The sequence below is a fragment of the Halobaculum sp. CBA1158 genome (assembly GCF_021431925.1).
Lineage (GTDB): Archaea > Halobacteriota > Halobacteria > Halobacteriales > Haloferacaceae > Halobaculum.
The window spans coordinates 2071615-2094514 of record NZ_CP090371.1 but is presented as its reverse complement, the minus strand read 5'-3'; the positions used below and the strand labels follow the sequence as shown (position 1 = coordinate 2094514).

Below are 22900 nucleotides of genomic sequence, written 5' to 3'. Positions count from 1 at the left end.
CCGCTTCGTCCCGCCGGTGACCGCTCAGCGTCGGCGTCGCCGACGGGTTCAACAGCGCGCCGCCCGAACGACGGTCGTGATACGCGGAGTCGTGCTCGACGTCGACGGAACCGTCGTCCGCGGCGACGACCCGATCCCCGGCGCGCCGGCGGCCGTCGACCGCCTACGCGAGTCCGGCGCGGACGTGCTGTTCTGCTCGAACAACCCCACGAAGGGGCCGCCGGCGTACGTCGATCGCCTCGCGCGCGCCGGGATCGACGCGACCGAACCGGCGGTGCTGACCGCCGCCGACAGCACGGTCGCGTACCTCCGCGAGCACCACCCGGACGACGCGCTGTACGTCGTCGGAGAGGCCGGCCTCGTCGACCAGTTGACCGCGGCGGACCTGCGCGTCGTCGACGACCACGACGCGGCCGACGCCGGCGTCGTCTCCGTCGACCGGTCGTTCACGTACGACGACCTCGCGGGGGCGCTGTGGGCCCTCGGCGACGGCACGCCGTACGTCGGCACGGACCCCGACCGCGTCATCCCCGCTCCCGACCGCGACGTCCCGGGATCGGGTGCCCTGATCAACGCCGTTCGCGGCGTGCTCGATCACGATCCCGACGCCGTGCTCGGGAAGCCGTCGGCGACCGCTCGGGACCTGGTGTTCGACCGACTGGGTCACCCGCCCGCGGAGTGTCTCGTCGTCGGCGACCGCCTCGACACCGACATCGCGCTCGGCGAGACTGCCGGCGCGACGACCGCCCTCGTGTGCACCGGCGTCACCGACCGCGGCGACGTGGCCGCCTCCGATCACGACCCCGACTACGTGCTCGACAGTCTCGCGGACATCGACCGCGTCCTCGCGGCGGAGACGGAGGCCGACGCCGACATCGACACCCGCACCGACACCGGCGGGTAGCCCGCCGAGGGCCGGGTTCGCGGCGTCGACCGAACCGCCCTGCAAGAATCACGCGTGGTACTGTCTGACAAAGACTTATATTGGGTAATGTGCTACTCACTACCATGGAAGAGCGCGACTCACCGTACGTCTTCCGCGACGAGCCGGCCGACCCCGTCGGGGTCGTGAGCGATCGGACCGACGACGAGGTCGTGATCATCGACGGCGAAGCGATGACGTACCGAACCTACCGCGGCGACGACCTCCGCGGACGCTGAGCGCGTCGCTCGCGCGGCGCGGGCGCTGTCCGTTCGTCGAATCACGCGACCGAAGAACCGTGAGAGCGACGCGACCGCGACGGTCGCGAGCGCGGCCTCAGAAGGCGTCGGCGTGGGCCGTGATGTCGGCGTGGAGCCCCTCGCGAAGCGCCGCGTGGACGTGACAGATCCCCTCGGCGCGCTCGACGATGTCCGCGAGCGTCTCCTCGTCCAGGTCGGCCTCGACGTGGATGTCGAAGCGGATCGCCGCGAGGTCGTCGTCGTCGTCCAGGTCGGCCTCGGCGTCGATCTGGACTCGCCCGAGGTCCTCGTGCCCGCGCTGCTGGCCGCCCACGCGGAACGCCGGCAGGAAGCAGGAGGCGTAATCGGCGACGAGCACGGAGTTGGGGTCCGGGCCGTCCTCGCCGAGCGCGTCGATCGTCAACTCGAAGTCGCCGACCTCGCTCGTGCTGGTGAATCCTTCCTCGCTGACCGTGGAAGTCTCGATGTCGGACATGTGCGGGTAATGCGACGGTCCGTCGGCGCGTAAACCTTGTTACTCCGGCGTGCGGCCGAGGCACACCCGACGGAGTCGACCACGCGGCCGACCGCGGGCGGCGACCCGACCGGCCCGGCTGAGGCGGGAGTCTACTCTCCGATCGTGAACGTCTCGTCGTCGCCGAGGACGACGGGTTCGGCGTCGCTGCCGGTCGCGCGCACCTCGCGGACGAAGTCGTCGGTGTCGATCTCGATCGGGGGGAACGAGTCGTAGTGCATCGGGAACGCGTAGTCCACGTCGAGCCAGTCGACGGCGATGGCGGCCTGCGCCGGGCCCATCGTGAAGTGGTCGCCCGCGGGCACGGCCGCGGCATCGGGCTCGAGGAACGGCGCGATCACGTCCTTCATCTCCGACATGAGGGCCGTGTCGCCGGCGTGGTAGAACGTCGTGCTGTCGGGGTCGGCCTCCTGGGTCGGCTTCGTCTCGGAGATGACGTAGCCCCCGGGGGTTCCGCCGGAGGCACCGTAGCCGGTGTCGAGGCCGTTCGTGTGGTCCGCCCGGACCATCGTCACGAACGCGTCGCCCAACTCGACGGTGCCGCCGAGGTTCATCCCCGTCGTGTCCTCGACGCCGTACTCGTCGGTCACGTAGCCCGTGACCTCGGGCGTGCCGACGACGTGGGCCCCGCGGTAGCGGTCCACGTCGGCGATGTGGTCGGCGTGGCCGTGCGTGAGCAGGACGTGGTCCGGGTCGACCTCCTCGGGGTCGGTGTCCGTGTGGGGGTTGTCGAAGAACGGGTCGATCAGGAAGGTCGTGTCCTCGATCTCGACCGTCCAGGTGGAGTGGCCGTGCCAGGTGAGGTCCATCGAAGCCATGGGTACGTCCTCGCGTTCGGGCGAATCGCACATAAAACCGGTCCCGACGGAGAGTCGGCGGCGGCGCAGTTGCGCTCACGGTCGGCGGTGCGGTCGCGATCGCGGTCGGCGGCGCAGACGCGGATACCGATCAGTCCGCCGGCTCGGCGACCGCGGGGGTGGTCGTCCGGCCCGAGAGGTGGCCGACGTAGTCGTCGAGGTCGAGCGCGAACTCCCGCCCGCGCGCCGTCGACAGCGGGACCCACGAGAACTCGAACTCGCTCCCGTGCTCGTCGCCGCCGTCGCGAACGACGTGGGTCCACGAGTCCCGGGGCTCGTGCACTCGGGCGTGATAGAAGTGGCGCACGTACGCCTTCGGCGGCGACTCCCGCCTGGTCCACACGTCCGTCGCCAGCCGCTCCACGCCCGAAAGCGTCGCCAGCCCGCTCTCCTCGCGAACCTCGCGATACAGCGCCGGGCGGGGTCGTTCGCCCGGCTCGATCGTTCCCTTCGGGATCTGCAGCCCGTCGTGACCGGGCCCCTCGAACACCAGCAACTCCGAGCCGCCGCGAGTGATGTACGCGCACGCCTTTCCGACGTACGTCGTCTCCGGCTCGTGCATACCCCACCACTCCCGATCTATCGTCATAAAGGTTCCCGGGATGTTATTTGAACGTCTTCACAACAGTACTAGGAACTACTAGGGAGATCGCGCGCGCCGATCCGCTGTCTTCCGATCAAACGGTGAATCGGGTGACGGTCGTGGCGGCCCGCTCGACGTCCTCGTCGGCGGCGGCGGCGACGGTGATGTCGTTCTCGCCGTAGCCGATGTCGAGGCGGACCTCGAAGCGCCCGCCCTCGGGGTCGACCGCGGCGCTGTCGACGGGCGTCGTCACGGCGACGCGCGCACCGGTCGTCTCGCCGGAGACGACGACGGTGTTGCCCTGGAAGTTCGTGTCGACGCGCAGGGCGGGCTTCTCGTCGCCCTCGTGGAGGCGGCGCTCCAGGAAGCGCTCGCGGACGAACGCCGGCGTCTCGGCGGGCTCGTCGGCGTCGATGCCGTGGGCGAGTCGGACGAACTGCGCCATCGACCACGCCAGCGGCGTCGCGCTCCCGGTGCCCTCGCCGTAGCCCCAGTCGTACTCGGTCGGGTAGTCGCGGTCCCACACCTGCTCTGCGATCATCCGGCCGGAGTTGGCGAACCGCTGCATCGTCCGCAACAGCTCCGTCGGCTCCAGCGCCGGGTCGCGTCCGGAGCCACCCTCGTCGTCCGCATCGGCGTCGTCCGCATCGGCGTCGTCCGCATCGGCGTCGTCCGCATCGGCGTCGACCGCGCGGTCGTCGTCAAACGCGTGCAGTTCGTACTCGCCGCGTTCGCCGGTGAGCAGCGGCCACAGCCGACCCTTCCCGTGGTTGTCGACCGACCACGGCGCGCCCACGTTCTCCTCGTCGCGCTCGCCGTATCCGTCGCCGTTGTAGCGGTAGAAGGCGGCCCCGGCCGGCAGGTCGACGCGGATGGTGTCGTCGACCTCGCGCACGGAGTTGCGGACGGTCTCGTCGTCCCACGGCTTGATCCCCAGTCGCACGAGTTCGAGAAAGCCGGCGTCGATCACGTCGCGCTCGTCGAGGCGCGGGCCGTCGTTCGCGAGCGTCCGCAGGTGGCCCGCTTCCGGGTCGCCGTCGCGGGTGACCCGCACGTAGTAGGGGGTGTGCTCGTGGCGCTCCGTGCCGGTCTCGGTCGCCGTCCACGACTCCACCTCGTCGGCCCAGCGGTCCGACAGCGCCAGCCACACGAGCGCGCTCGCCTCGTCGCCGACTTCGAGCGCGAGCTTGCCCGCGCACGCGAGCCCCGCGATCTCGGCGGCGATCGACGACGGCGAGTAGCCGGCCTCCTCCTCCCAGCGCTCCTGTGCGCTCTCGGGGCCGTTGCGGGCGACGTAGTCGGCCGACCGACGGACGTGCTCGAAGTCGTACGCCACGTCCTCGAAGTCGAGGCCGTCCGCCCAGAGGTGATACGCCATCACCGCCGGGAACGAGATGTTGTCCATCTGCTCGCCGCCCCAGCGGGTGACCCCGTTGAGGTAGGTGTTCTGCGGGATGAAGCCGTCCTCGTCCTGCTGGTACTCGTAGATATACGCCAGTTGGTTCGCGGCCGTCTCCAGGTCCCCGGTGAGCTCGGCCGCCGTGAACACCTGATAGAGGTCCCGGGCCCACACGAAGTTGTAGCCGTACCCCTTCCGCTCGGCGGCGTCGACGGCCTCCCCCCACGGCACCGACGGCGAGGCGACCGACGCGCCGCGGTAGGTCTTGTCCTCGACGGCCCGCAGCGTCATCAGCGCCGTCCGGTACTGGTTCGCGAGCGCGTCGTCGCCGGCGACGGACGCCGGCAGGGGCTTGTCCGCGAGGAACGCCCGCCAGGTGTCGCGGTACGACTCGCGCACGCCCTCGTACCCGTGGGCCAGCGCCCCGGCGGCCTCCCCGAGCGCCGCGGCGGCGTCCGCCTGCCGGGCGAACCCGAGCGCGAGCGTCTCGGCGGTCCGCCGGCCGGTGCCGACCCGACCGACGAGCACGACGTTGTCGTCGTCGATCGACTCGCGGGTCTCGGGGACGGTCCCCTCGGTGAACAGCGTCGTGAGGTCGTCGCCGCCGGCGGCACACACCGTCGCCCAGTCGAAGCGGTCGGCCGTCGCCATCGCGACCGCCACGGAGTAGCCGTCGCCGTTCTCGTCGACGAGGCGACCCTCCCCGCCCTCGCCGGTGTACGCGCCGGCGTCGCGGGCGACGAGGTGATGGCTCCCGGGCGTGCCGAGCCGCAGGGCCCGGTCGCGCGTCCCCGTGTTCGTGAGCGCGGCGTCGGCGACCGCGAACACGTCGTACTCCGCGTCGTCGACCGCGCGGAAGTCGATGTCGGCCACCAGCGCGTCGTGGCTCGGGTCGACCGCGTACTCGACGGTCAGCTCCCACTCGTGTCCGCGTCCGTCGCCCGTCTCCGCGACGACGTGCCGGAACAGCAGCGCGTCGTCGGCCGTCGGCTCCACCCGACGTTCGACGGTGTCGTCGGTCGTCCGCGGCCCCTCGACGTGGGTGCGGACGGTGTACTCCTCGTCGGTCGCCGAGACGATGAAATCCAGCGTCCTGAGGTTCATCAGGTCCACTCGCGGGAACCGCACCTCCGTCAGCGCCCCCTGCGTCAGGGTGAACCACATCCGCGAGGGCTCGTCGGCGTCGTGGTCGGCGGCGGTGCCGACGCCGTACTTCTCGCCGGTCGTCCACCGCGGCCGGTCGGTCGGGGGCGACGGCGACGCCGCCGCGCTCGGGAGGGCGTCGCGCTCGGCGAGCGCGGCCGTCGCCCGCAGGCGGAAGCCGTGGGCGTACCCCAGCGGCGTCGCGCTGTCGGCCGTCCCGTCGTCGTACCACTGCTCGGGGAGATACCCCATCGCCGTCGTCAGCGGGCCGTTCTCCTCCAGGAGTTCGTAGAGGTCGGCCGCCTGCTCGAACAGCCGATCGGCCGTCTCGCCGCGGCCGCGGTCGGCGAGCAGCCCCCCGAGCGTCGCCGCGCCGGTCGCGCCCATCCCCGTCGCGAGCGTCCACACCTTCTCGCCGTCCTGCCCGTCAGTACGCCAGCCGTCGCCCTCGTAGCGGATCAGCCCCGCGACGGCCGAGTCGTCGGGATCTCGATACAGCCCGGCCAGCGTCGCCTCGACGTGGTCGACCAGCCGGTCGAGGTCGTCGTCCGCGAGCGACAGCCCCTCGACGGCGTCGTACGCGGCGGCGGCCTCCACGAGCGCGACCGTCGCGGCGTCGAGGCGGCCGTCGCGCTCGCCGTCGGCGAGGCGACGGGCGTACCGCCCCTCGTCGGCGTCCCACAGTCGCTCCAGCCCGTCGAACGTCGCGCTCGCGCCCTCGCGAGCCCGCTCTCGCAGCGTCGCGTCCACGGGCGCGCGGGCGACGGCGGCGTACGCCTCGAGGAACGTCGCGGCCGTGTGGGCGAACCGGCCGGCCGAGTCCTCCCAGAGGTTCTGACACCGCTCGGGCAGGCCGTCGCCCCGGCGGCTCTCGTCGAGCGAGTCGACGCCGGCGGCGACGGCCGCGCGGATCCGCGTCTCGTCGTCGGCCGACAGCTCGTCGCCGCGCTCGCGCAACAGCGCCGCGAGGAACGCGACCGTCGTCGCGGTCTGGTCGGCCTGGTACTCGTCGGAGTCGGCCCGTCCCTCGACGCGGGCGTTCGCCCAGCCGGGGGCCAGCGAGCCGTCCGAGGCCCACACCCTGTGGGGCCACGAGCCGTCCGGTCGCTGGGTCTCGCAGTAGAAGCGGGCGCTGCGGGCCAGTTCTGCGGTCTCGACGCCCAGCCCGAGCGGCTCGTCGGCCGCGAGCAACTGCCCGCTGATCCGGGCGTCGTCGCGGAACCAGGTGTAGCCGTACCCGCCGGAGTCGCGGAAGAACGGGTCGAACTCCGGCCCCGCGATCCGGGCACCCGACGGGGCCGCGAGCAGGTCCAGCGCCCGCAGGTCCGCTCTCACGGTGCCGCGCCGGGGGCCGTCCTCGTCGACGGCGACGGCGGCGAGCTCGTGGGCGACGGTCCGGAGTTCGTCGGCCCCGGCGTGCTCGCGGGCGCACTCCCGGAGATCCGCGAGCACGCGTTCGCGGTCGTGTTGGCCGTTGTCCGCCAGGAGCGTGACCAGCGTCGTCCGGAGACCGCGTCCCGCGCGCTCCAAGGGGGCGGTGACGACCGCGTCGCCGCTGAGGTGCGTGTCCTCGTAGCGGTTGAGCGCGCCCTCGCGGGGGAGCGACACCGGCTCGGGGTCGAGTATCTCCTCGAAGCGCTCGGGGACCTGCGCGCGCACGTCGTCGAGGCCGGTGGAGGCTGTGACGTAGTCGTGTTCCTCGCGGTGGAACACCTCCATCGCGTCGCCGCCGGCCGGGCCGTCGCCCTCGTGGATGAGCCGGCCGACGCGCGTCTCCCGGCCCTCCGGCGCGAACGTGAGAAACGCCACGAGCCGCGCCTCCGAGGGGACCGACCCCCGAAGCTCGACGTGGGTCGCGTGCGCTCGCCCGAGGGTGAGGTCGTACTGGTGGACGGTGAACTCGCCGGCGTCGTACTCCGTCTCGACGAGCGTCGTCTCCCGGTAGTGGTGCTGGCGGACCGTCTCCAGGTCGTCGAACCAGTAGGTGCGCTCGCCCGTTTCGATCCCGAAGCGGGAGCGGTCGATCCCCGACAGGCCCGACAGCGCCGCCGAGAAGTCGCGGATCCCGCCCGCAGGGTCGACATGGACCAGTCGCTCGCCCCGTCCGGAGAACCCGCCGCGGACGGTGCTCGCGGTTCCGGCCGCGCCGTGCCCGCCCGCGCGCTTGTAGTCGTTGAGTGCCGTTCGCAGCCGCATTCACCCGTGAAACCAGGTCCGTGGTTAAAGTCTCAGCGGTGTGCGTGGCGATGGCACGGTCGTCGGTCGCGACGCGCCGTTCGCTCAGCGCCGCACGGGCAACACGACCACGTCGTCGACCGCGACGGCCACGCCCGCGCCGTCGTCGTCGCCGTCGCCGTCGTCGCCGGCGGCGGCCGCGCTCGCCTCGTCGCCGGCGGCGGGTTCCGTCCCCGATCCCGGGCCGTCGGCGGCGACGCGCTCGCCCGTGACGAGGTCGGTCGCCGTCGCGGGCGCGTCGACGCGGACCCGTGCGGTCTCCTCGGCGAAGTTGAGCACGACGACGACCGCGTCCCCCGATCGGCCGTCGTCGTCGGACCCGTCGCCCTCGGCGACCGCTTCCCGGCGGAAGGCGACGACCGACCGCGGGTCGCCGTCGCGGACCGCGTACTCGACCCGCGAGAGCGCCGCCCTGTGGGCCAACGCCGGACGCTCGTCGCGGAGCGCGAGCAGGCGGCGGTAGTGCTCGCGGAGGTCCTCGCGAGGGGCCGAGCGGTCGATGCGGTCGCGCCGGCCGAGCTGTCCGAGTTCCTGGCCGGCGTACACCATCGGCGCGCCGGGGAGGGTCGCGAGCGCGCCGGCGGCGGCGAGGGCGGCCGCGTCGCCGTAGGAGGCGAGGTACCGCGGCTCGTCGTGGTTCTCGTGGTACAGCATGAACGACGCGTGCTCGGGGAAGCCGACCCGGCGGCGCTCCTCGACGGCCTCGAGGACGCCCTCGGCCGCGCGGTTGCCGTCGCCGACCTCCCGGAGCGCGAACGCCGTCGTCGAGTCGAAGTGCATGTCGAACAGCCCCGCCTGGAAGTCCGGGATGTACGGGATCGTCTCGTCGAGCAGGAGGAACTCCGCGTCGCGGGCCTTCACCCGGTCGTGGACCTCCGTCCAGAAGCCGTTGGGCACGGCCCACGCCATGTCGCACCGAAAGCCGTCGACCAGCGGAGCCCACTCGTCGACGGCGTCGAGCAGGTGCCGACGCACCGCCAGCGACGAGAAGTCGAAGTTGGCGATCCGCTCCCAGTCGAAGTACGTCCCCGGCTCGCCGCCTTCGTCCCACTCGTACCACGAGCGGTACGGGCTGTCGGGGTTCCCGTAGGCGTCCTCGAAGAAGGGGTGCTCGCGCGCGGAGTGGTTGCACACGAGGTCGAACAGCACCCGCATGCCGCGGTCGTGGGCCGCGTCGACGAGCGCCTCGTACGCCTCGCGTCCGCCCAGGTCCGCCGCGACCGAGAAGAAGTCCGTGATGTTGTAGCCGTGGGGCGCGCCGTCGTGCTCCAACACCGGCGTGAGCCACAGCGTGTCGACGCCGAGTTCCTCCAGTTCCCCGAGCCGTTCACGGACCGCGTCGAGGTGCGAACCGGCCGCCTCCGAGTCGTCGAACGTCCGCACGTACACCTCGTAGATCCGCGTGTCCAGCGCCCACGATGGCGGATCGAACGGCCGATCCACCTCGAACGCGTCGCCGTCGGCGTCTGCGTTGCGGTCGCCGTCGAGGTCGCTGCCGGCGTTGCGGTCGCTGTCGCCGTTGCGGTTGCTGTCACCGTCGAGGTCGCTGTCGCCGTCGCGGGCGTCTCCCCCGGCGCGTGCCCGCCGAACGTCGACCGCGTCGGTAACGCCGTAGGCGTCGTCGGTCACGGGCACGGCGTACACCCGGGCGCGCGCGCCGAGTCGCTCGCGAGGGATAGTGAGCGTCCGCCCGTCGACGGTCGCCGCCGCGGTCGACAGGTCGTCGCGGTCGTCGATCAGGAACTCCACGCGCGGGGCCGCGGCCGTCGCCCCGTCGGCGTCGCCGGCGCGGTCGGCGTCGCGGCCGGCGGATCGGCCGCGAGGTCGCACGTCCGCCTCGATCACCACAGCCTCGTCCGTCACCGCGGTCTCGAGGTGGACCCGGGGGCGGTCGGCGGCTCCCTCGGGATCGCCGCCGGCGTCGGTCGGGAGCCCGGATCCACCCGACGCGCCGGTGCCGTCGGGGTCGTCGCCGGCGACCTTCCCCGCGAGGGCGTCGTGATCGTCGCCGGCGTCGCCGGAGTACGCCGGCGGTCCGGTCGCCTCGTCGCCGTCGGGCGAGAGCCCCTCGTCGAACGCGCGGACGGTCAGCTCGTGGGTCGTCTCGGGCGTCCGGAGTCGGAGGCGGTAGCGGCCGGGGCGGTCCGGTTCGAACCATTGCACCGCGGCGTCGGGGTCGACGGCGGCAGTCGAGCCGGCCGGCGCGCGGGCGATGCTCCAACCGTAGTCGGCGCTCGGGTCGGGATCGCGCGGCGCGATCTCGACGGCCTCGCCCACGGCGCACACGCGCGGGCGACCCGGGTGTCTCATGTCCGGGTCGTCGTCGGGGACCCGTTTCGCTCTTTCGCCGCGACCTGAGGTGATCGACCGCCACCGCCACACGGCCGGCCGGGTGGGTCCGGGGAACCGCTAAGTGATCGGCGGGGGACGCCACCGATATGCAGGGCGACGACCGCGACGACCGCGACGACGGCACCGACGCCACCGACGCCCCCGCCGAGGGCGATCACCGGAACGCCGGTACCGACGGCCCAGACCCGCCGGTGTCCGTCGACATCGACATCGCCGACGGCCGCACGGTCGTCACCGTGACCGGCGACCGCGACGCGGCCGTCGTCGTGCGCTCGGCCGGCGGCGAGCGGATCTACCTCCCCCCGGAGGACTTCGACCGACCGCCGGCCTCCGCCGGGACGGAGAGCGACGCCCACGGCACCGGCCCCGGGCCGTCCGACAGCCCGTATCAGTCGGCGACCTCGGACGATCCGTACCAGTCACCGGGGAGCAGGGACAGCCCGTATCAGTCCCCGGGGGAGTCCGACAGTCCCTACCAGCGCGGTGGCCCGCCGGACGGCGGCGAGGGGCTCGAGCCGACCGCCGACGGCTTCCGGATCGTTCACCCCGAACCGGTGACTGACTTCAGACTACTCAGGTAGCCGCCGACTCGTCGTCGCCACGTTCGGTCTCCCGGTCGCCGGCGGGGTGGTTCCCTCTGTCGGCGTCCCCCCGTCCCGTCTTCTCGTCCCCGTCGTCGTCCGCGAGGATCCGCTCGTAGAAGGCGACGTGTTCGTCGGCGACCTCCTCCCAGGTCCGGATCTCGTACTCCAGGGGCGTGTCCATCGCGAGGCCGCGCTCGATCCCGGCGGCGATGGCGTCGGAGTCCGGTTCGACCTCGATCAGGCAGTCCTCGGGGAGCAGCTCCGCGGCACCGCTCGGGCCGGCGACGACGCGCGTCCCCGCCGACAGCGCCTCGACGATGGTGATTCCGAAGGGCTCCGCAAGCGACGGCGAGACGAAGAGATCCGCGCTCGCGTAGTAGTCGCCCAGTTCCTCCTCGGGGACGTAGCCGACGAACCGAACCCTGTCCTCGAGGTCGAGCAGTTCGGCGAACCGCTTCAGTTGGTCGGTGAGGTGGCCCGTGCCGCCGACCACGAGCGTCACGTCGTCGCGCCCGATCTTCGAGAGCGCGTACAGCAGGTACGACAGCCCCTTTTGATCGGTGTGGCGGCCGACGAAGAACAGCATCTCCCCGTCGATCTCCAGGTCGGCCTTCAGGTCCCGGCCGGTCGTCTCGACGGCGGAGAAGCCGTTGTACAGCACCTCCGCGTCGCCGCCGTACTCGCGGGCGATCTTGCGGGCGGTGAACTCGCTGACCGCGAGCAGGTGGTCCGACCGATTGACGACGCGCTGCTCCGTGCGCGTCTCGCGCTCGGGCGGGTCGGCGTTGCGGTCCGAGGACAGCGAGTGAAACGTCGTGACCCACTCCACATCGTGGTTCGCCTGCGCGCGCGACCCGGGATTGTAGCCGAACCAGTCGTTCGTGTGGACGATGTCCGCGTCGGCCGCGCGCTCGACGAACGCCCCCGATAACCGGCCGATCCGGGTGATGATGTCGCCCTCGCCGGTTGGAACGCCGTGGATCCCGTCCCGGTCCGCCGGGGCGTACTCCGCGGGGAGCACCAACTCCACCTCGATGCCGTCGCGCTCGCGGAGGCGCTCGAACAGTTCGCCGACCGCTGTGTCGAGTCCCCCGGTCACGTTCGGCGGGAATCCCCACCCCAGCATCAGGACCTTGTGCGGCATCGCGTGGAGGTTTGGGTGTACGGTACTTAGTCACTAGGCGTCGATCGGGTGGGTTCGCGGTCGTCGCGGAGGCGGCGGTGTCGCTCGCGATCGAACGGACGACCGTTCGACCCGACAACTGATACGTCCCCGGCGTGAGGGACCGTGCATGCGGTTCGACCGACGAAGCGGCGTCCTGCTCCACCCCACGGCCCTCCCCGGTCCCCACGGGATCGGCGACCTCGGCGCGGGCGCGCGCTCGTTCCTCGAGTTCCTCGATCGCGGCGACCAGAGCGTCTGGCAGGTGTGCCCGCTCGGACCCACGGTCGACGTTCACGGGCACTCGCCGTACCAGACGTACTCGGGGTTCGCGGGCAACCCCCTGCTCGTCGACCTCCGCGCGCTCGCAGACCGGGGGTACCTCACCGACGACGAGGTCGACCCGTCGGGGGCACCGGACCCCGGCTTCTCCCCGCACGAGACGAACTACGACGCCGTCGAGGCGTTCACGACCGACCGCCTGCGGACCGCCTTCGACCGCTTCCGGGAGTCCGCCGGCGACGACGAGCGCGAGGCGTTCGCGGCCTACCGCGAGGCGGAAGACGACTGGCTCGTCGACTACGCGCTGTTTCGCGCGCTCAAGCGGGAGTTCGACGGCGACCCCTGGACCGAGTGGCCCGCGCCCGTCCGCACCCGCGATCGCGACGCGCTCGCGGAGTACCGCGAGAAGCTGGCCGACGAGATCGACTTTCGCGCGTTCTGTCAGTGGACGTTCGACCGCCAGTGGACGGACCTGCGCGCGGCCGCCGCCGACCGCGGCGTCGAGATCCTCGGTGACCTCCCGATCTACGTCGCGCTCGACTCGGCGGACGTGTGGGCCGCGCCCGAGGCGTTCGACCTGACCGACGACGGCCGCCCCGCCGCGGTCGCGGGCGTCCCGCCGAACCCCGGCGACGACGGCCAGCGCTGGGGGAATCCCGTGTACGACTGGGCGCACCTCGCGGAGACGGGATACAGTTGGTGGCTCGACCGACTGGAGCGACTGTTCTCGCTCGTCGACTACGCCCGCCTCGACCACTTCAAGGGGTTCGACGAGTTCTGGGCGATCCCGGCCGACAGCGACGACCCGGTGGACGGCGAGTGGCGCGAGGGACCCGGACGCGACTTCTTCGAGACCGTCCGCGAGGCGTTCGGCGAGCTCCCGTTCGTCGCCGAGGACCTGGGCTTTCTCGACGCCGAGAGCGCCGCGCTCAGGGAGGCCTTCGACGTCCCTGGGATGCGGGTGCCCCACTACGCCGACTGGTGCCAGCAGGGACACCTCTACCAGCCGATGCACTACCCGGAGGACTGCGTCGCGTACACGTCGACGCACGACACCGACACGGCCGTCGGCTACTACGAGTCGCTCGGCGACCGACAACGCGAGTGCCTCCACTACAACCTCGGCACCGACGGCGTCGAGATCGAGTGGGACCTGATCGAGGCGGTGTGGAACTCCGAGGCCACGCTGGCCGTAACGACGATGCAGGACCTGCTCGGCCTCGACAGCCACGCCCGGTTCAACACGCCCGGCACGGCCGAGGGGAACTGGCGCTGGCGCGTCACCGAGGCCGGACTCGACGACGACGCCGCGGAACGTCTCGCGAGGCTCACCGACGCGACTGTTCGCTGACCCACGCCCTCGGATCCAGAACTGATTCTTTGCGGCTGAAGTATTTGTAGTGGTACCCCTTCCCCGTCGACAACCGACGCGTGAGAACGCGTGGGAGTAGAGATCAAGATGTTCGAGTTCATCACCGACGAGGAAGAGCGGGGGCAGGTGGGAATCGGGACGCTCATCGTGTTCATCGCGATGGTGCTGGTGGCGGCGATCGCCGCCGGCGTCCTGATCAACACCGCCGGCTTCCTCCAGAGCAAGTCACAGGAAACGGGCGAACAGAGTAGTAAACAGGTCAGCGACCGGCTCCAGGAGGTCGTCACCGTCGGTAACGTGAACGAAAGCACCGATCCGAACAGCATCAAAACGGTCAACGTGACCGTGACGCAGGCTCCGGGTGCCGGCGAGATCGACCTCGCGAACGCGACGATCAACTGGATCGGACCGGACGGTACTGAGACGCTCACTCACGAGGACTCCGGCGACACAGACTGGACGTTCTCCACCGTCGCGGTGAAGAACGCCGACGACTCGACGACCGTCCTGAACGACCCCGACGACCGCTTCAACATCGTGTTCGATCTGAACGACAACGGCTTCGGTGACACCAACGCCCCCTCGAACCTCGAGGAGGGTGAGGAAGTGACGATCAAGATCAACACGATGGCCGGCGCGACCACCGAGATCCGCTTCACGGTCCCGCAGTCGCTCGGGCAGAAGAGCGCCGTCGAGCTGTAAGCCGGCCGATCCGGCTCCACGCGGTCCGCATTCGATTCTTGACGCCGACGGCCGGTACCGCTCGGCGACCCGTCCGCCTCGCCGGTCTCACAACGCCTAAACGCCGGCCGACCGACGCTCCGGTAATGCGCTACGCTCGGATCCGCGATCCCGCGGGAACCGTCCGGACGGGTACCTACGACGACGGCGTCGTCACCGCCGCCGGCGAGGCGTTCGACGCGGCGGACGACGACGTGGACCTGCTCGCGCCGTGTGAGCCGTCCAAGATCGTCTGCGTCGGTCGCAACTACGCCGACCACGCGGAGGAACTCGGCAACGAGGTCCCGGACCGGCCGCTGCTGTTCCTGAAGCCCCCGAACTCGGTCGCCGACCCCCACTCGACTGTCACCCTCCCGGCCGGGAAAGAGCGCGTGGACCACGAGGCCGAGATCGCGTTCGTGATCGGCGAGCAGGCGCGCAACGTCGCCGCCGAGGACGCGATGGACTACGTCGCGGGCTTCACCTGCCTCGACGACGTGTCGAACCGCGACGACCAGAACCAGGAGCAAAACTGGGTCCGCGGTAAGGCGTTCGACGGCTCCGCGCCGATCGGCCCCTGCATCGCCGACTCCGAACACGTCCCCGCGGACGCCGGGGTCGAACTCCGCGTGAACGGCGAGACGAAGCAGTCGTCCTCGCGCGACTACTTCATGTTCTCCATCCCCGAACTCGTCGAGGAGATCACGACGTACCTGACGCTGGAATCCGGCGACGTGGTCGCCACCGGGACGCCCGCCGGCGTGGGCCCGCTCTCGGACGGCGATCGGGTCGAAATCGAGGTCGAGGGCGTCGGCGTCCTCGAACACGACGTGCGCCAAGCGTAGCTCTCGTTCGTCTCGGAGCGAGAACGCCGGTCCGGTCGGATTCGGACCGAGCGCGCTCGGCGGTACGCCTTTTGCCCCATCGCGTCTACCGTGGACTGATGCGTCGAGCCGTCGCGCTGGCCCTCGTGTCGCTGCTCGTCGCCCCGATCGTCGCCTCCGTGCTCTGGACCGTCGACGAGCGCGCCGGGATCGCGATCGCCGGGGCGACGATCGCGCTGGTCGCGGTGCTCCTGGTCGCCCGACTCCGGACGATCGTGAGGGGCCGTGTCTTCGGTGGCGAGGGTGCCCCCGGTAGTGAGAGCGGGGAGGGCGACGAGGGCGACGGCTGGTCACTCGTGCCCGACTGGCAGTACGAGGGTCGCTTCGCCGAGGCCGGTGGGATCACCCGGAGCGAGCAGGAGCAGGCGCTCCGGGAGATCGACGAGCGGGCCGAGCGCGAACAGAACCGCACGCGGGAGTAGTCGCTTACAGCCCGGACACGAGGTCTCGAAGCACCGCCTCGGGGTCGTCCGCCTTCGCGACGCCGGAGGCGAGCAGCACGCCCGTCGCGCCCAACTCGCCGGCGGCGGCCACGTCCTCGCCGGTCGAGACGCCCGCGCCGCAGAACAGGTCCACGTCGGCGTCGACGGCCTCGACGGCGGCCACGGAGTCCTCTACGATCGCCGGGTCGGCGCTCGCGACCGACACGTCGCCGCCGATGAGTTCGGGCGGCTCGACGGCGACGGCGTCGGGACCGAGCGCGGCGGCCGCGCCCGACTGCGCGGGGTTGTTGGCGCACACGACCGTCTCCAGGTCGGCGCGCTCGGCGGCGGCCAGGGAGGCGTCGATGTCGGCCAGCTTCAGGCGGTTCTCGGAGTGGTTGATCAGCGTTCCCGTCGCGCCCGCGTCGGCGACGGCCTCGGCGAGCGTCGACCCGGTGTGGCTGCCGTGTTCGACCGGCGAGACGTGCTGTGCCCACGTCTCGACGCCGGTGTCGGCGACGGCCGCGAGGTGGGCCGCCTGCGGGGCGACGGCGATCCGCGCGCCGGTGTCGCCGGCGACGCTCGCGCACGCCTCCGCGACCGCGACGGGATCGCAGGGGTACGCCTTGAGGTTGACGAGGATCAGGGTGTCGGAGTCGGTCACACGACACAGCACGCGCCGGGGGGCGAAAAGTCGCTTTGTTCGCGGCGAACGTTATTCGTTTGCGGCGAACGTTAGCCGTCGTTGCGCTTGACCACGTCGCCGAGGGTCATGCTCCCCGAAGAGGTGCTCTCCCAGTCGGCGTCGTCGACGTCTTTCCCCTCGACCAGCGAGATGCCGAGCTTCTTCTCGAGTTTCGCCTGCACGTCGTCAGAGGGGAGGATGTCGCCGCGCTCCAGCTTACGAATGACGGAGGCCTTCTCGTTGATGTCCTTCGCGAGGTCCTCCTGGCTCATGCTGGTGGCCTCGCGGGCCTGCCGAATGCGGTCGTCGTAGTCGGACGCGACCGCCTCCATGTCGTCGAACATGTCGCGGCGGCGCTGTGACGACGACGAGGAAGAACTCGACGAGGAGGAGGAGTCGGACGACCCCGAGGAGGACGTCGAGTACTTCGTCGACGCCGACGAGGAGCTCTCGGTGCGGACCTCGGTCCCGAAGTCCGAGCAGTCGCCGCAAAGCTCCAACTCCGCGCCCTCGACTTTCGTGGTGGTGAGCGACGCCTTCTCGGCACCGCACATCTCACACTGGGGCATACCGACCGGTAGCGCGCACCGAGGGATAAATCGTGCGCCACTCCGTTGTGACGACTTATTTTTATACTCTACGTATCGATAGTTGGTTCGCGTTCGCTGATATCAGAATCTTTCAGATATATTGATTCAAAAACCAAGTCATGACGCATGTACGATGTCCGAAAGCGACACCACGATGTCGGCATGGCTGTCCGAGCACCCGCGGATGATGGGCGCGCTGTTCACGCTCGTCCTGTTGCTGTCGAGCGCGGGAAGTGCGGTGGCGGCTAACGTGAGCGCAACTGCGGGTCCCTAAGTTTCTAACACATCTGTCAAGTCCACTTCGCTCGACCAGTAGATTTCTCCTTGTATCTGTATCGGTGAATTACCGAGGCTGAATGACGATTCTAATTCCGATTTAGCAATACGAATAGTATCTCCGGTTCCACTTGATATATACTGCACTTCTCCCGGGTCAAAATGGGCATTTGACATTGTCCCCATACCGAACGGTCTTGTCGTGTAGTATTTCGGAACGAACTCAAACACGTCATCATCGTAAGAACCGAATTGAACCACATGTGGTGTACCACTCGCACACTGACACAACTGCACCAACGGATCCCCCACGATACTGTACGCGTTCCCCGCGAACGGGCCGGTCCCCACCACGTCGAGAGCCGCATACAGGGGGAAGCCGGCGTCGAACAGTCGCGCCAGGTCCCGGCCGACCCGGGTCGCGAGCGAGTTCGGGAGGTCCGTCAGCGAGACGACCCCCCCGAGCGCGCCCGCCTCCACCAGTCCCATCCCCTGTCGGTAGGAGGTACAGGCGTTCAGGAGGAACGCGTCGACGCCGGTCGACTCGAGCGTCCGGAGGTCGAGGAAGCCGTCGGCGCACTCCATGCCGCGCTCGTCGACGTGGCCGACGTAGTGGAAGAAGTCGTGGTCCTCGGCGAGCAGGTCGCGAAGCTCAGCGACGGTGAGGTCGAGTTCCTCGCGGATGTCGAAGGTGACGTGATCCCGGAAGCCGTAGGTGTCGCCCAACTCGTCGACCATCGCCTCGTCGTTGCAGACGACGGTGACGCCGATGGTGAGGTCCTCGGCGGGCGTGCGGTCGAGGCGGCGGCGGTACGCCTCGACGGTCGGCTTGGCCGCCCGCATCGGGAAGCCCGGGCCGACCCACGACTGCGCGATGCTGTCGGCCTCGCGGGGGGTGACGACCCGGTCGCTGTCGTCGGTCGCGTTCTGGGTCGGCCCGCGCGTCGTCGGCGCGCGACCGTCGCCGAGGGCGTCGGCCGTCGGGAGCATTCCGACGACGGTCGGGTCGCCCTCGCCGGCGCTGCGGGTGAGCGCGGCCGAGGACACAGCGTCGCGAGAGGCGCGAACGAACTCGTTCAGCTCTACCACGTCGCCGTCGCTGGTCGTCTCCGGCTCGGGAGCGGGCGAGCGGACCGCCGACAGGTCGGAGGCGAGGAACGGGAGAATCGAGACGTTCTCCGCGGCCGGAGCCACGTCGGTCGTGTGCGGCCAGTCGAGGCAGTCGAGCGTCGCCGTCGTCGGCACAGTCAGGTACTGCCCCGTCCGCTCGGCCAGCGACGCCTCGTACCACTCCTCCCACGGCGGGTCGAGCCGCTCGGTCAGCACCTCGTGAACGCGTAGTTCCACGTCGTACAGCCCCACAGCACAGGCACGGGTGGCACAATCCAGCGTGAAGCAATGTCGAAGCAACGCCGAGAGCGCCTCCGAGAGCGCGTCCGGGTCGGAGGGTAGGTCGCGTCTGATTTCGCCGGCCCGGAGATACGGTCGGTCGCTCTCCTCGATCGTCGCCGAGAGATAGAACGCCAGCGGCGTCGCGGCGTACAGCGCGCCGTACTCGAACGGGAGTCCCAGGGTGACGCCGGTGTCGACGCGCTCGACGAACCGGGGCGCGTCGAACTTCTCGCCCCGCTCGATCAGCGGCGGGTGCCCCCTGAGCGTCGGGAACGACCGCTCGGGGGAGGTCGTCGCCAGCGCGGAGCCGAACGTCGAGATCGCCTGCGCCACTCCCGCCGGGCCGTCCGGAACGGTGACGGTGCCCGGGGGCGACATCCGCCGCGAGCGCGCCCCGAGCAGGATCCGAGCGCCGTCGCCGGCGGGGTCCGCGCCGTCGTGGGAGGCCGCGTACCCGTCGCCGTCGGCGGCGATACCGTCGAAGCGGTCGTCGGCGTCGGTCGGATCCTTGACGGAGACTCGCGGGTAGCGATCGGCGTAGGAGACGCGCGCCGGACCGACCACGCGGACGTACGTCTTGACGGGGGCCGTCGACAGTTCCAGCACGTGCGGGCCGGCCGGCACCCGCGCCGGAGCCTCCGCAGTCGCGGTCGCGACCACGGTGTTGTCGGGGGCGCGCACGTACACGTCGGCGGTGCAAAGCGGCGTCACCGCCGTCGCGTCCACGGCCCAGGTGCCGTCGACCGGCGCGGGGAAGCGGTCGGCCGCGTCGACGCGCCGGGCGGTCGTCACTCCCCTCGTGTCGTCGGTCGCCATCCCGATGGGGAGCCGGACCTCCTCGACGGAGTCGACGATGTCGTACGCGCCGGGGGCGGCGGCGGCTCCCGGCTCGAGTCGAACGAGCGCGTCGTCGGGGTCGTCGTCGAGTCGCCGGGAGTCTCCGCGGTGTCGTCCGTCCATGTGGTCACCGGAGGGAGTTCCACTCGGTCCGACCCCATCCGAGGATGTGCCAGCGCTCCTCGGGGCCCGACGCGCGCTCGCGGCACCGGAGCTCGACGATCACGTCGAGATGTTCGCCGAGCGCGGCGGCGACGTCGTCGACGACGGGGTCGTCGCGCGGGCGATCCCCGCTGGACCGCGGGAGGTGCAAGTGAGCCATCCCGCCGCGATCACGCGTCTCCGACGCCAGATCGCGGAGGAGTTCACGGGTCGTATCGCTGCCCAGGGTCGCACACAGCGTGTCGACGCGGTACACCCCGACGCGGAGTTCGAGTCGACCGTCCGCGTCCGCGAATCGATCGACGGCGTCGAAGAGTCGCTCCCGAAGTTCGTCGGCCGAGGTGTCGTCGCTATCGTCGAGATCCACGCTGTCCGGATCCGCGCTTCCCGGCCGAACGTCCGTCGGGTCGCGGGCCGGGTCGTCGACGTGGATCACCGCGGCGTCGTCGTCGGCCGCGTCGACACCGTCGGGAAGCCAGGCGTCGTCGTCGTTCGCGCCCCGCGTGAGCGCGAGCACGCGTCGGCGTTCGCGGTCCGGTTCGCCGAAGTAGCGCGACGCCGCCAGCTGGTAGGCGTCGTCGGGCACGTCGCCGGTGACGAGCACGCAACACCCGTCGTCGAGGCGGGCGAGCGCCGCCGACAGCGTCGACGGCGAGCCACGAGTGAGCTCCGATCGCTCGCCTCGGTGGCCCGTGATACCGTTCATACACCCGCATCCGCACGGGAGAACAAAAACGTTCGTCAGGGATCGACCCGCGCCCGCGCCGAGGCGACGCCCGAGGTCCGGGGGTCGAGCAGCTGAGAGGGCGAGCGGTCGAGGGGCGTCGCGACCGTCAATTCAGATCGCTCCACGCGCCCCAGAACCGCTGTATAGCGGTAAGGTGACCGACGACCGCGAACAGCGCGAGCAGCAGGCCGACCGCGCCGAGGCCCGCCACGAGCGGGCGGGGGACCGCGGCGGCGACGACGCCGACGAGGCCCACGAGCGCGAGGCGGTCGGCACGCCCGAGCAGGCCACCGTACTCGCGGCCGATGCCGACCGCCTGGATCTGCGTGCCGAGATACGAGGTCATCAACACGCCCGTCACCGCCGCGAGCCCGAGCCCGTATCGACCGATCCCGGCCGCGAGTCCGACGATGACGGCGATGTCGGCGTAGCGGTCGAGCACGTGATCCAGCAGGTCGCCGCCGGAGGAGTCGGTGCCCTGCGCTCGCGCGAGCGCGCCGTCGACCAGGTCGAGCCAGCCGTTCGCGAACACGAGCGCCGAGCCCGCGACGTAGAACAGGGGGGCCTCCGCCGGCGGTGCGAGCCCGAACGCGACGCCCGCGGCGACGGCGCAGACGAACGCCAGCGCGCTCACGCCGTCGGGGGACAGTCCCAGCCCGTCGGCCGCGCGGACGAACGGCGACAGCCCCTTCTCCGCGAGCGGTCTGAGTCCGTCGAGCGTCATAGGTACTCCACGAAGTCGACCTCGCCGGCCGACGGCTCGCGGTCGCCGTCGAGCACGCCGCCCAGTTCGGCCGCGACCCGCTCGGCGTCGCGGTCGGTCGTGTCGATCTCGTACACCCGCTCCTCGCCGAACCGCTCGACCGCCTCGCCGAGGATCACGTCGAGCGCCTCGCTCTCGCGGTTCTCCCGCGCGCTCGCCTCGCCCTCTCCGCGCTCGATCAGCCGCCGCTCGAGCACGTCAGGTCGACACCGCAGGACGGCGACGCGGTCGGCGTCGAGGTGGTGCGCGAGGTGGGAGTCGACGACGCCCGTCCAGTCGCCGAGGCGGTCGGCGACGGCGTCCAGATCTGCGACCAGGGAGTCGCGCTCCTCGTCGCGCTCGGCGTACAGTCCCTCCTCGCGGATCAGGTCGTTGAGGTGAACCACCTCGACCTCTCGCTCGCCGGCGAGCAGGTCCGTCGCCGTCGTCTTCCCGGTTCCGGGGGTACCCGTGACCGCGAGGCGGTGGACGGGGCTACCGTCCGCATCGCGGCCGTCGCCGCCGTGATCGTCGTCCGAATCGCGGCCGTCGCCGCCGCGATCGTCGTCGCTTCGGCCGCCGTCGGCTCCGTCGCTCGCGCCCGTCACGCCTCGGCCCCGCGTTCCAGGTCCGCGAGCACCTCGTTCAGCGTCGCCACGGCCTCGCGGGTCTCGGCCTCGGTGCCGCAGGAGATCCGGACGCACTCGGGCAGGCCGAACGAGCCGGTGTCGCGGACGATGACGCCCCGTTCCTGTGCGCGCTCGGCGACGGCCGCCCCGTCGCCGACCTCGGCGAGGACGAAGTTGCCGGCGCTGTCGAACGTCGGCGCGTCCAGTTCGTCGGCGATGTACTCCCGGGCCCACCGGGCCGTCTCGACCGTTCGCTCGACGTGCTCGTCGTCGTCGAGCGCGGCGAGTGCGGCGTCGAGCGCGACGGCGTTGGCCGCGAAGGGCGTGTTCACGCGGGCGTACGCCTCGCCCCACGCCTCGGGGACGAGCGCGTAGCCGATCCGCAGGCCCGCGAGGCCGTACGCCTTCGAGAACGTCCGCGTGACGGCGACGTTCTCGTGCTCGTCGAGCAGGTCCGCCGCGGAGGGGGTCTCGGCGTACTCGCCGTACGCCTCGTCGACGACGACGAGCGTCTCCTCGTCGACGCCCGCGAGCAGGGCGCGAAGCTCCTCCCGCGGGAGTTCCGTGCCGGTGGGGTTGTGGGGGGTGGTGACGTAGACGATCCGCTCGCCGTCGTAGGCGTCGAGGACCGCGTCGGCGGTCTGTGCGAAGCCGTCGGCCTTCCGGAGCGGATACGTCGCGGCCTCGCCGTGGTGGTACCGGGCGCTCATCGGGTAGTAGGCGAAGCCGGGATCGGGAACGAGCACCCGGTCACCGGGATCCAACATCGCCCGCGAGAGGTAATCGAGCGCGCCGTCCGCGCCGGGACTCACCCACACCTGTTCGGGCGCGAGGTCCCACTCGCTCGCGAGCCGCTCGGTGAGGTCCGCGTGCGCGGACTTCGGGTAGACGTGCGCCTCCTCGGTCGCCGCCCTCGCGGCCTCGGCGGCCCTCGGCGAGGGGCCGTGCGGGTTCTCGTTCGAGGAGAGCTTCACCAGGTCGTCGGGATCGAGCCCGAGGTCGCGGGCCACCTCCTCGACGCCCCTGCCGGGGACGTACGGCGCGTTCGCCGAGAGGTCGCGCGTGTTCATGTCTCTGGGAAGTGGTGGGCGCTTCTTAAGGATGCGTACTCCGGTCGCCGCGGGGCCTTGAGGGGTCGCTCCGCGGCGGTCGGCGGAGCCTCGCCGACC

21 protein-coding genes are annotated in these 22900 nt (G+C 71.1%); 8 read left to right on the top strand and 13 right to left on the bottom strand.

Going from position 1 to position 22900, the window contains the following annotated elements:
- Window positions 1-76: 76 nt before the first annotated feature.
- Both Hbl1158_RS11000 and Hbl1158_RS10995 read left to right on the top strand, forming a co-directional pair.
- Window positions 77-904, top strand: a complete 828-nt coding sequence (locus Hbl1158_RS11000; RefSeq protein ID WP_234297297.1) for an HAD-IIA family hydrolase — start codon at window positions 77-79, stop codon at window positions 902-904.
- A gap of 104 nt (window positions 905-1008) precedes the next feature.
- A complete protein-coding gene (locus Hbl1158_RS10995) occupies window positions 1009-1161 on the top strand; it encodes a hypothetical protein (RefSeq protein WP_234297296.1) in 153 nt (50 codons plus the stop codon).
- A gap of 97 nt (window positions 1162-1258) precedes the next feature.
- Here the strand turns inward: Hbl1158_RS10995 and Hbl1158_RS10990 are convergent, their stop codons facing one another.
- From Hbl1158_RS10990 to malA, 5 genes are all read right to left on the bottom strand, one after another.
- Window positions 1259-1657: an OsmC family protein gene (locus Hbl1158_RS10990; protein WP_234297295.1), complete on the bottom strand. Its 399-nt coding sequence runs from the start codon at window positions 1655-1657 to the stop codon at window positions 1259-1261.
- Between the two features lie 131 nt (window positions 1658-1788).
- Entirely contained in the window at window positions 1789-2505 is a 717-nt protein-coding gene (locus Hbl1158_RS10985) for a metal-dependent hydrolase (protein ID WP_234299520.1), read from the bottom strand.
- 139 nt (window positions 2506-2644) lie between these two features.
- Window positions 2645-3115 (bottom strand): NUDIX domain-containing protein, encoded by a 471-nt coding sequence (locus Hbl1158_RS10980; protein ID WP_234297294.1) that lies wholly within the window; start codon window positions 3113-3115, stop codon window positions 2645-2647.
- Window positions 3116-3230: 115 nt separating this feature from the next.
- A complete protein-coding gene (locus tag Hbl1158_RS10975; RefSeq protein WP_234297293.1) occupies window positions 3231-7874 on the bottom strand; it encodes a glycoside hydrolase family 15 protein in 4644 nt (1547 codons plus the stop codon).
- A gap of 84 nt (window positions 7875-7958) precedes the next feature.
- Window positions 7959-10223 carry an alpha-amylase MalA gene (gene malA, locus Hbl1158_RS10970; RefSeq protein ID WP_234297292.1) on the bottom strand — a complete coding sequence of 755 codons (2265 nt, stop codon included), beginning with the start codon at window positions 10221-10223 and terminating at the stop codon, window positions 7959-7961.
- Window positions 10224-10351: 128 nt separating this feature from the next.
- Between malA and Hbl1158_RS10965 the strand changes: the two genes are divergently transcribed.
- On the top strand, window positions 10352-10846 hold the full coding sequence (locus Hbl1158_RS10965) for a hypothetical protein (RefSeq protein ID WP_234297291.1): 495 nt from the start codon (window positions 10352-10354) through the stop codon (window positions 10844-10846).
- Here the strand turns inward: Hbl1158_RS10965 and Hbl1158_RS10960 are convergent.
- Complete coding sequence (locus Hbl1158_RS10960; protein ID WP_321169952.1) at window positions 10839-11975, bottom strand: glycosyltransferase family 4 protein; 1137 nt, start codon at window positions 11973-11975, stop codon at window positions 10839-10841. The two genes, Hbl1158_RS10965 and Hbl1158_RS10960, sit on opposite strands and share 8 nt — an antisense overlap.
- Window positions 11976-12114: 139 nt before the next feature.
- On the opposite strand from Hbl1158_RS10960, the gene malQ reads away from it, so the two are divergent.
- The 4 genes from malQ (at window position 12115) to Hbl1158_RS10940 (ending at window position 15691) form a co-directional block, all read left to right on the top strand.
- Window positions 12115-13644, top strand: a complete 1530-nt coding sequence (gene malQ / locus Hbl1158_RS10955) for a 4-alpha-glucanotransferase (RefSeq protein WP_303647457.1) — start codon at window positions 12115-12117, stop codon at window positions 13642-13644.
- Between the two features lie 108 nt (window positions 13645-13752).
- The gene (locus Hbl1158_RS10950) at window positions 13753-14367 is read left to right on the top strand and encodes an archaellin/type IV pilin N-terminal domain-containing protein (RefSeq protein ID WP_234297288.1); all 615 of its coding nucleotides are present in this window, start codon (window positions 13753-13755) and stop codon (window positions 14365-14367) included.
- 125 nt (window positions 14368-14492) lie between these two features.
- A complete protein-coding gene (locus Hbl1158_RS10945; RefSeq protein ID WP_234297287.1) occupies window positions 14493-15230 on the top strand; it encodes a fumarylacetoacetate hydrolase family protein in 738 nt (245 codons plus the stop codon).
- Between the two features lie 98 nt (window positions 15231-15328).
- On the top strand, window positions 15329-15691 hold the full coding sequence (locus Hbl1158_RS10940) for a hypothetical protein (RefSeq protein ID WP_234297286.1): 363 nt from the start codon (window positions 15329-15331) through the stop codon (window positions 15689-15691).
- Window positions 15692-15695: 4 nt separating this feature from the next.
- On the opposite strand, the gene tpiA is transcribed toward Hbl1158_RS10940, so the two are convergent.
- The gene (gene tpiA, locus Hbl1158_RS10935; RefSeq protein ID WP_234297285.1) at window positions 15696-16355 is read right to left on the bottom strand and encodes a triose-phosphate isomerase; all 660 of its coding nucleotides are present in this window, start codon (window positions 16353-16355) and stop codon (window positions 15696-15698) included.
- 71 nt (window positions 16356-16426) lie between these two features.
- Window positions 16427-16945: a multiprotein bridging factor aMBF1 gene (locus Hbl1158_RS10930; protein WP_234297284.1), complete on the bottom strand. Its 519-nt coding sequence runs from the start codon at window positions 16943-16945 to the stop codon at window positions 16427-16429.
- Between the two features lie 154 nt (window positions 16946-17099).
- Between Hbl1158_RS10930 and Hbl1158_RS10925 the strand changes: the two genes are divergently transcribed.
- Window positions 17100-17240, top strand: coding sequence for a hypothetical protein (locus Hbl1158_RS10925; protein WP_234297283.1), 141 nt, complete (start codon window positions 17100-17102; stop codon window positions 17238-17240).
- Here the strand turns inward: Hbl1158_RS10925 and Hbl1158_RS10920 are convergent.
- The 5 genes from Hbl1158_RS10920 to hisC all read right to left on the bottom strand — a co-directional run bounded on the left by Hbl1158_RS10920 (window position 17237) and on the right by hisC (window position 22801).
- The gene (locus Hbl1158_RS10920) at window positions 17237-19594 is read right to left on the bottom strand and encodes a hypothetical protein (RefSeq protein ID WP_234297282.1); all 2358 of its coding nucleotides are present in this window, start codon (window positions 19592-19594) and stop codon (window positions 17237-17239) included. The two genes, Hbl1158_RS10925 and Hbl1158_RS10920, sit on opposite strands and share 4 nt — an antisense overlap.
- A gap of 4 nt (window positions 19595-19598) precedes the next feature.
- Entirely contained in the window at window positions 19599-20339 is a 741-nt protein-coding gene (locus tag Hbl1158_RS10915) for a hypothetical protein (RefSeq protein WP_234297281.1), read from the bottom strand.
- Between the two features lie 127 nt (window positions 20340-20466).
- Window positions 20467-21084, bottom strand: coding sequence for a CDP-alcohol phosphatidyltransferase family protein (locus tag Hbl1158_RS10910; protein WP_234297280.1), 618 nt, complete (start codon window positions 21082-21084; stop codon window positions 20467-20469).
- Window positions 21081-21710 (bottom strand): adenylate kinase family protein, encoded by a 630-nt coding sequence (locus tag Hbl1158_RS10905; RefSeq protein WP_255764073.1) that lies wholly within the window; start codon window positions 21708-21710, stop codon window positions 21081-21083. The genes Hbl1158_RS10910 and Hbl1158_RS10905 overlap by 4 nt, the downstream gene beginning before the upstream one ends.
- Window positions 21707-22801: a histidinol-phosphate transaminase gene (hisC, locus tag Hbl1158_RS10900; protein ID WP_234297279.1), complete on the bottom strand. Its 1095-nt coding sequence runs from the start codon at window positions 22799-22801 to the stop codon at window positions 21707-21709. Before hisC ends, Hbl1158_RS10905 begins: the two co-directional genes overlap by 4 nt.
- Between the last annotated feature and the right edge of the window lie 99 nt (window positions 22802-22900).

What these genes read in the sequence shown, in the direction of transcription:
- malA (WP_234297292.1), bottom strand. Translation starts at nt 10,223, where the DNA reads ATGAGACACCCGGGTCGCCCGCGCGTGTGCGCCGTGGGCGAGGCCGTC.
- Hbl1158_RS10950 (WP_234297288.1), top strand. Translation starts at nt 13,753, where the DNA reads ATGTTCGAGTTCATCACCGACGAGGAAGAGCGGGGGCAGGTGGGAATC.
- Hbl1158_RS10965 (WP_234297291.1), top strand. Translation starts at nt 10,352, where the DNA reads ATGCAGGGCGACGACCGCGACGACCGCGACGACGGCACCGACGCCACC.
- Hbl1158_RS10920 (WP_234297282.1), bottom strand. Translation starts at nt 19,594, where the DNA reads ATGGACGGACGACACCGCGGAGACTCCCGGCGACTCGACGACGACCCC.
- Hbl1158_RS10945 (WP_234297287.1), top strand. Translation starts at nt 14,493, where the DNA reads ATGCGCTACGCTCGGATCCGCGATCCCGCGGGAACCGTCCGGACGGGT.
- Hbl1158_RS10915 (WP_234297281.1), bottom strand. Translation starts at nt 20,339, where the DNA reads ATGAACGGTATCACGGGCCACCGAGGCGAGCGATCGGAGCTCACTCGT.
- Hbl1158_RS10925 (WP_234297283.1), top strand. Translation starts at nt 17,100, where the DNA reads ATGTCCGAAAGCGACACCACGATGTCGGCATGGCTGTCCGAGCACCCG.
- Hbl1158_RS10930 (WP_234297284.1), bottom strand. Translation starts at nt 16,945, where the DNA reads ATGCCCCAGTGTGAGATGTGCGGTGCCGAGAAGGCGTCGCTCACCACC.
- Hbl1158_RS10975 (WP_234297293.1), bottom strand. Translation starts at nt 7,874, where the DNA reads ATGCGGCTGCGAACGGCACTCAACGACTACAAGCGCGCGGGCGGGCAC.
- Hbl1158_RS10940 (WP_234297286.1), top strand. Translation starts at nt 15,329, where the DNA reads ATGCGTCGAGCCGTCGCGCTGGCCCTCGTGTCGCTGCTCGTCGCCCCG.
- Hbl1158_RS10980 (WP_234297294.1), bottom strand. Translation starts at nt 3,115, where the DNA reads ATGCACGAGCCGGAGACGACGTACGTCGGAAAGGCGTGCGCGTACATC.
- Hbl1158_RS10985 (WP_234299520.1), bottom strand. Translation starts at nt 2,505, where the DNA reads ATGGACCTCACCTGGCACGGCCACTCCACCTGGACGGTCGAGATCGAG.
- Hbl1158_RS10910 (WP_234297280.1), bottom strand. Translation starts at nt 21,084, where the DNA reads ATGACGCTCGACGGACTCAGACCGCTCGCGGAGAAGGGGCTGTCGCCG.
- Hbl1158_RS10960 (WP_321169952.1), bottom strand. Translation starts at nt 11,975, where the DNA reads ATGCTGGGGTGGGGATTCCCGCCGAACGTGACCGGGGGACTCGACACA.
- hisC (WP_234297279.1), bottom strand. Translation starts at nt 22,801, where the DNA reads ATGAACACGCGCGACCTCTCGGCGAACGCGCCGTACGTCCCCGGCAGG.
- Hbl1158_RS10990 (WP_234297295.1), bottom strand. Translation starts at nt 1,657, where the DNA reads ATGTCCGACATCGAGACTTCCACGGTCAGCGAGGAAGGATTCACCAGC.
- Hbl1158_RS10995 (WP_234297296.1), top strand. Translation starts at nt 1,009, where the DNA reads ATGGAAGAGCGCGACTCACCGTACGTCTTCCGCGACGAGCCGGCCGAC.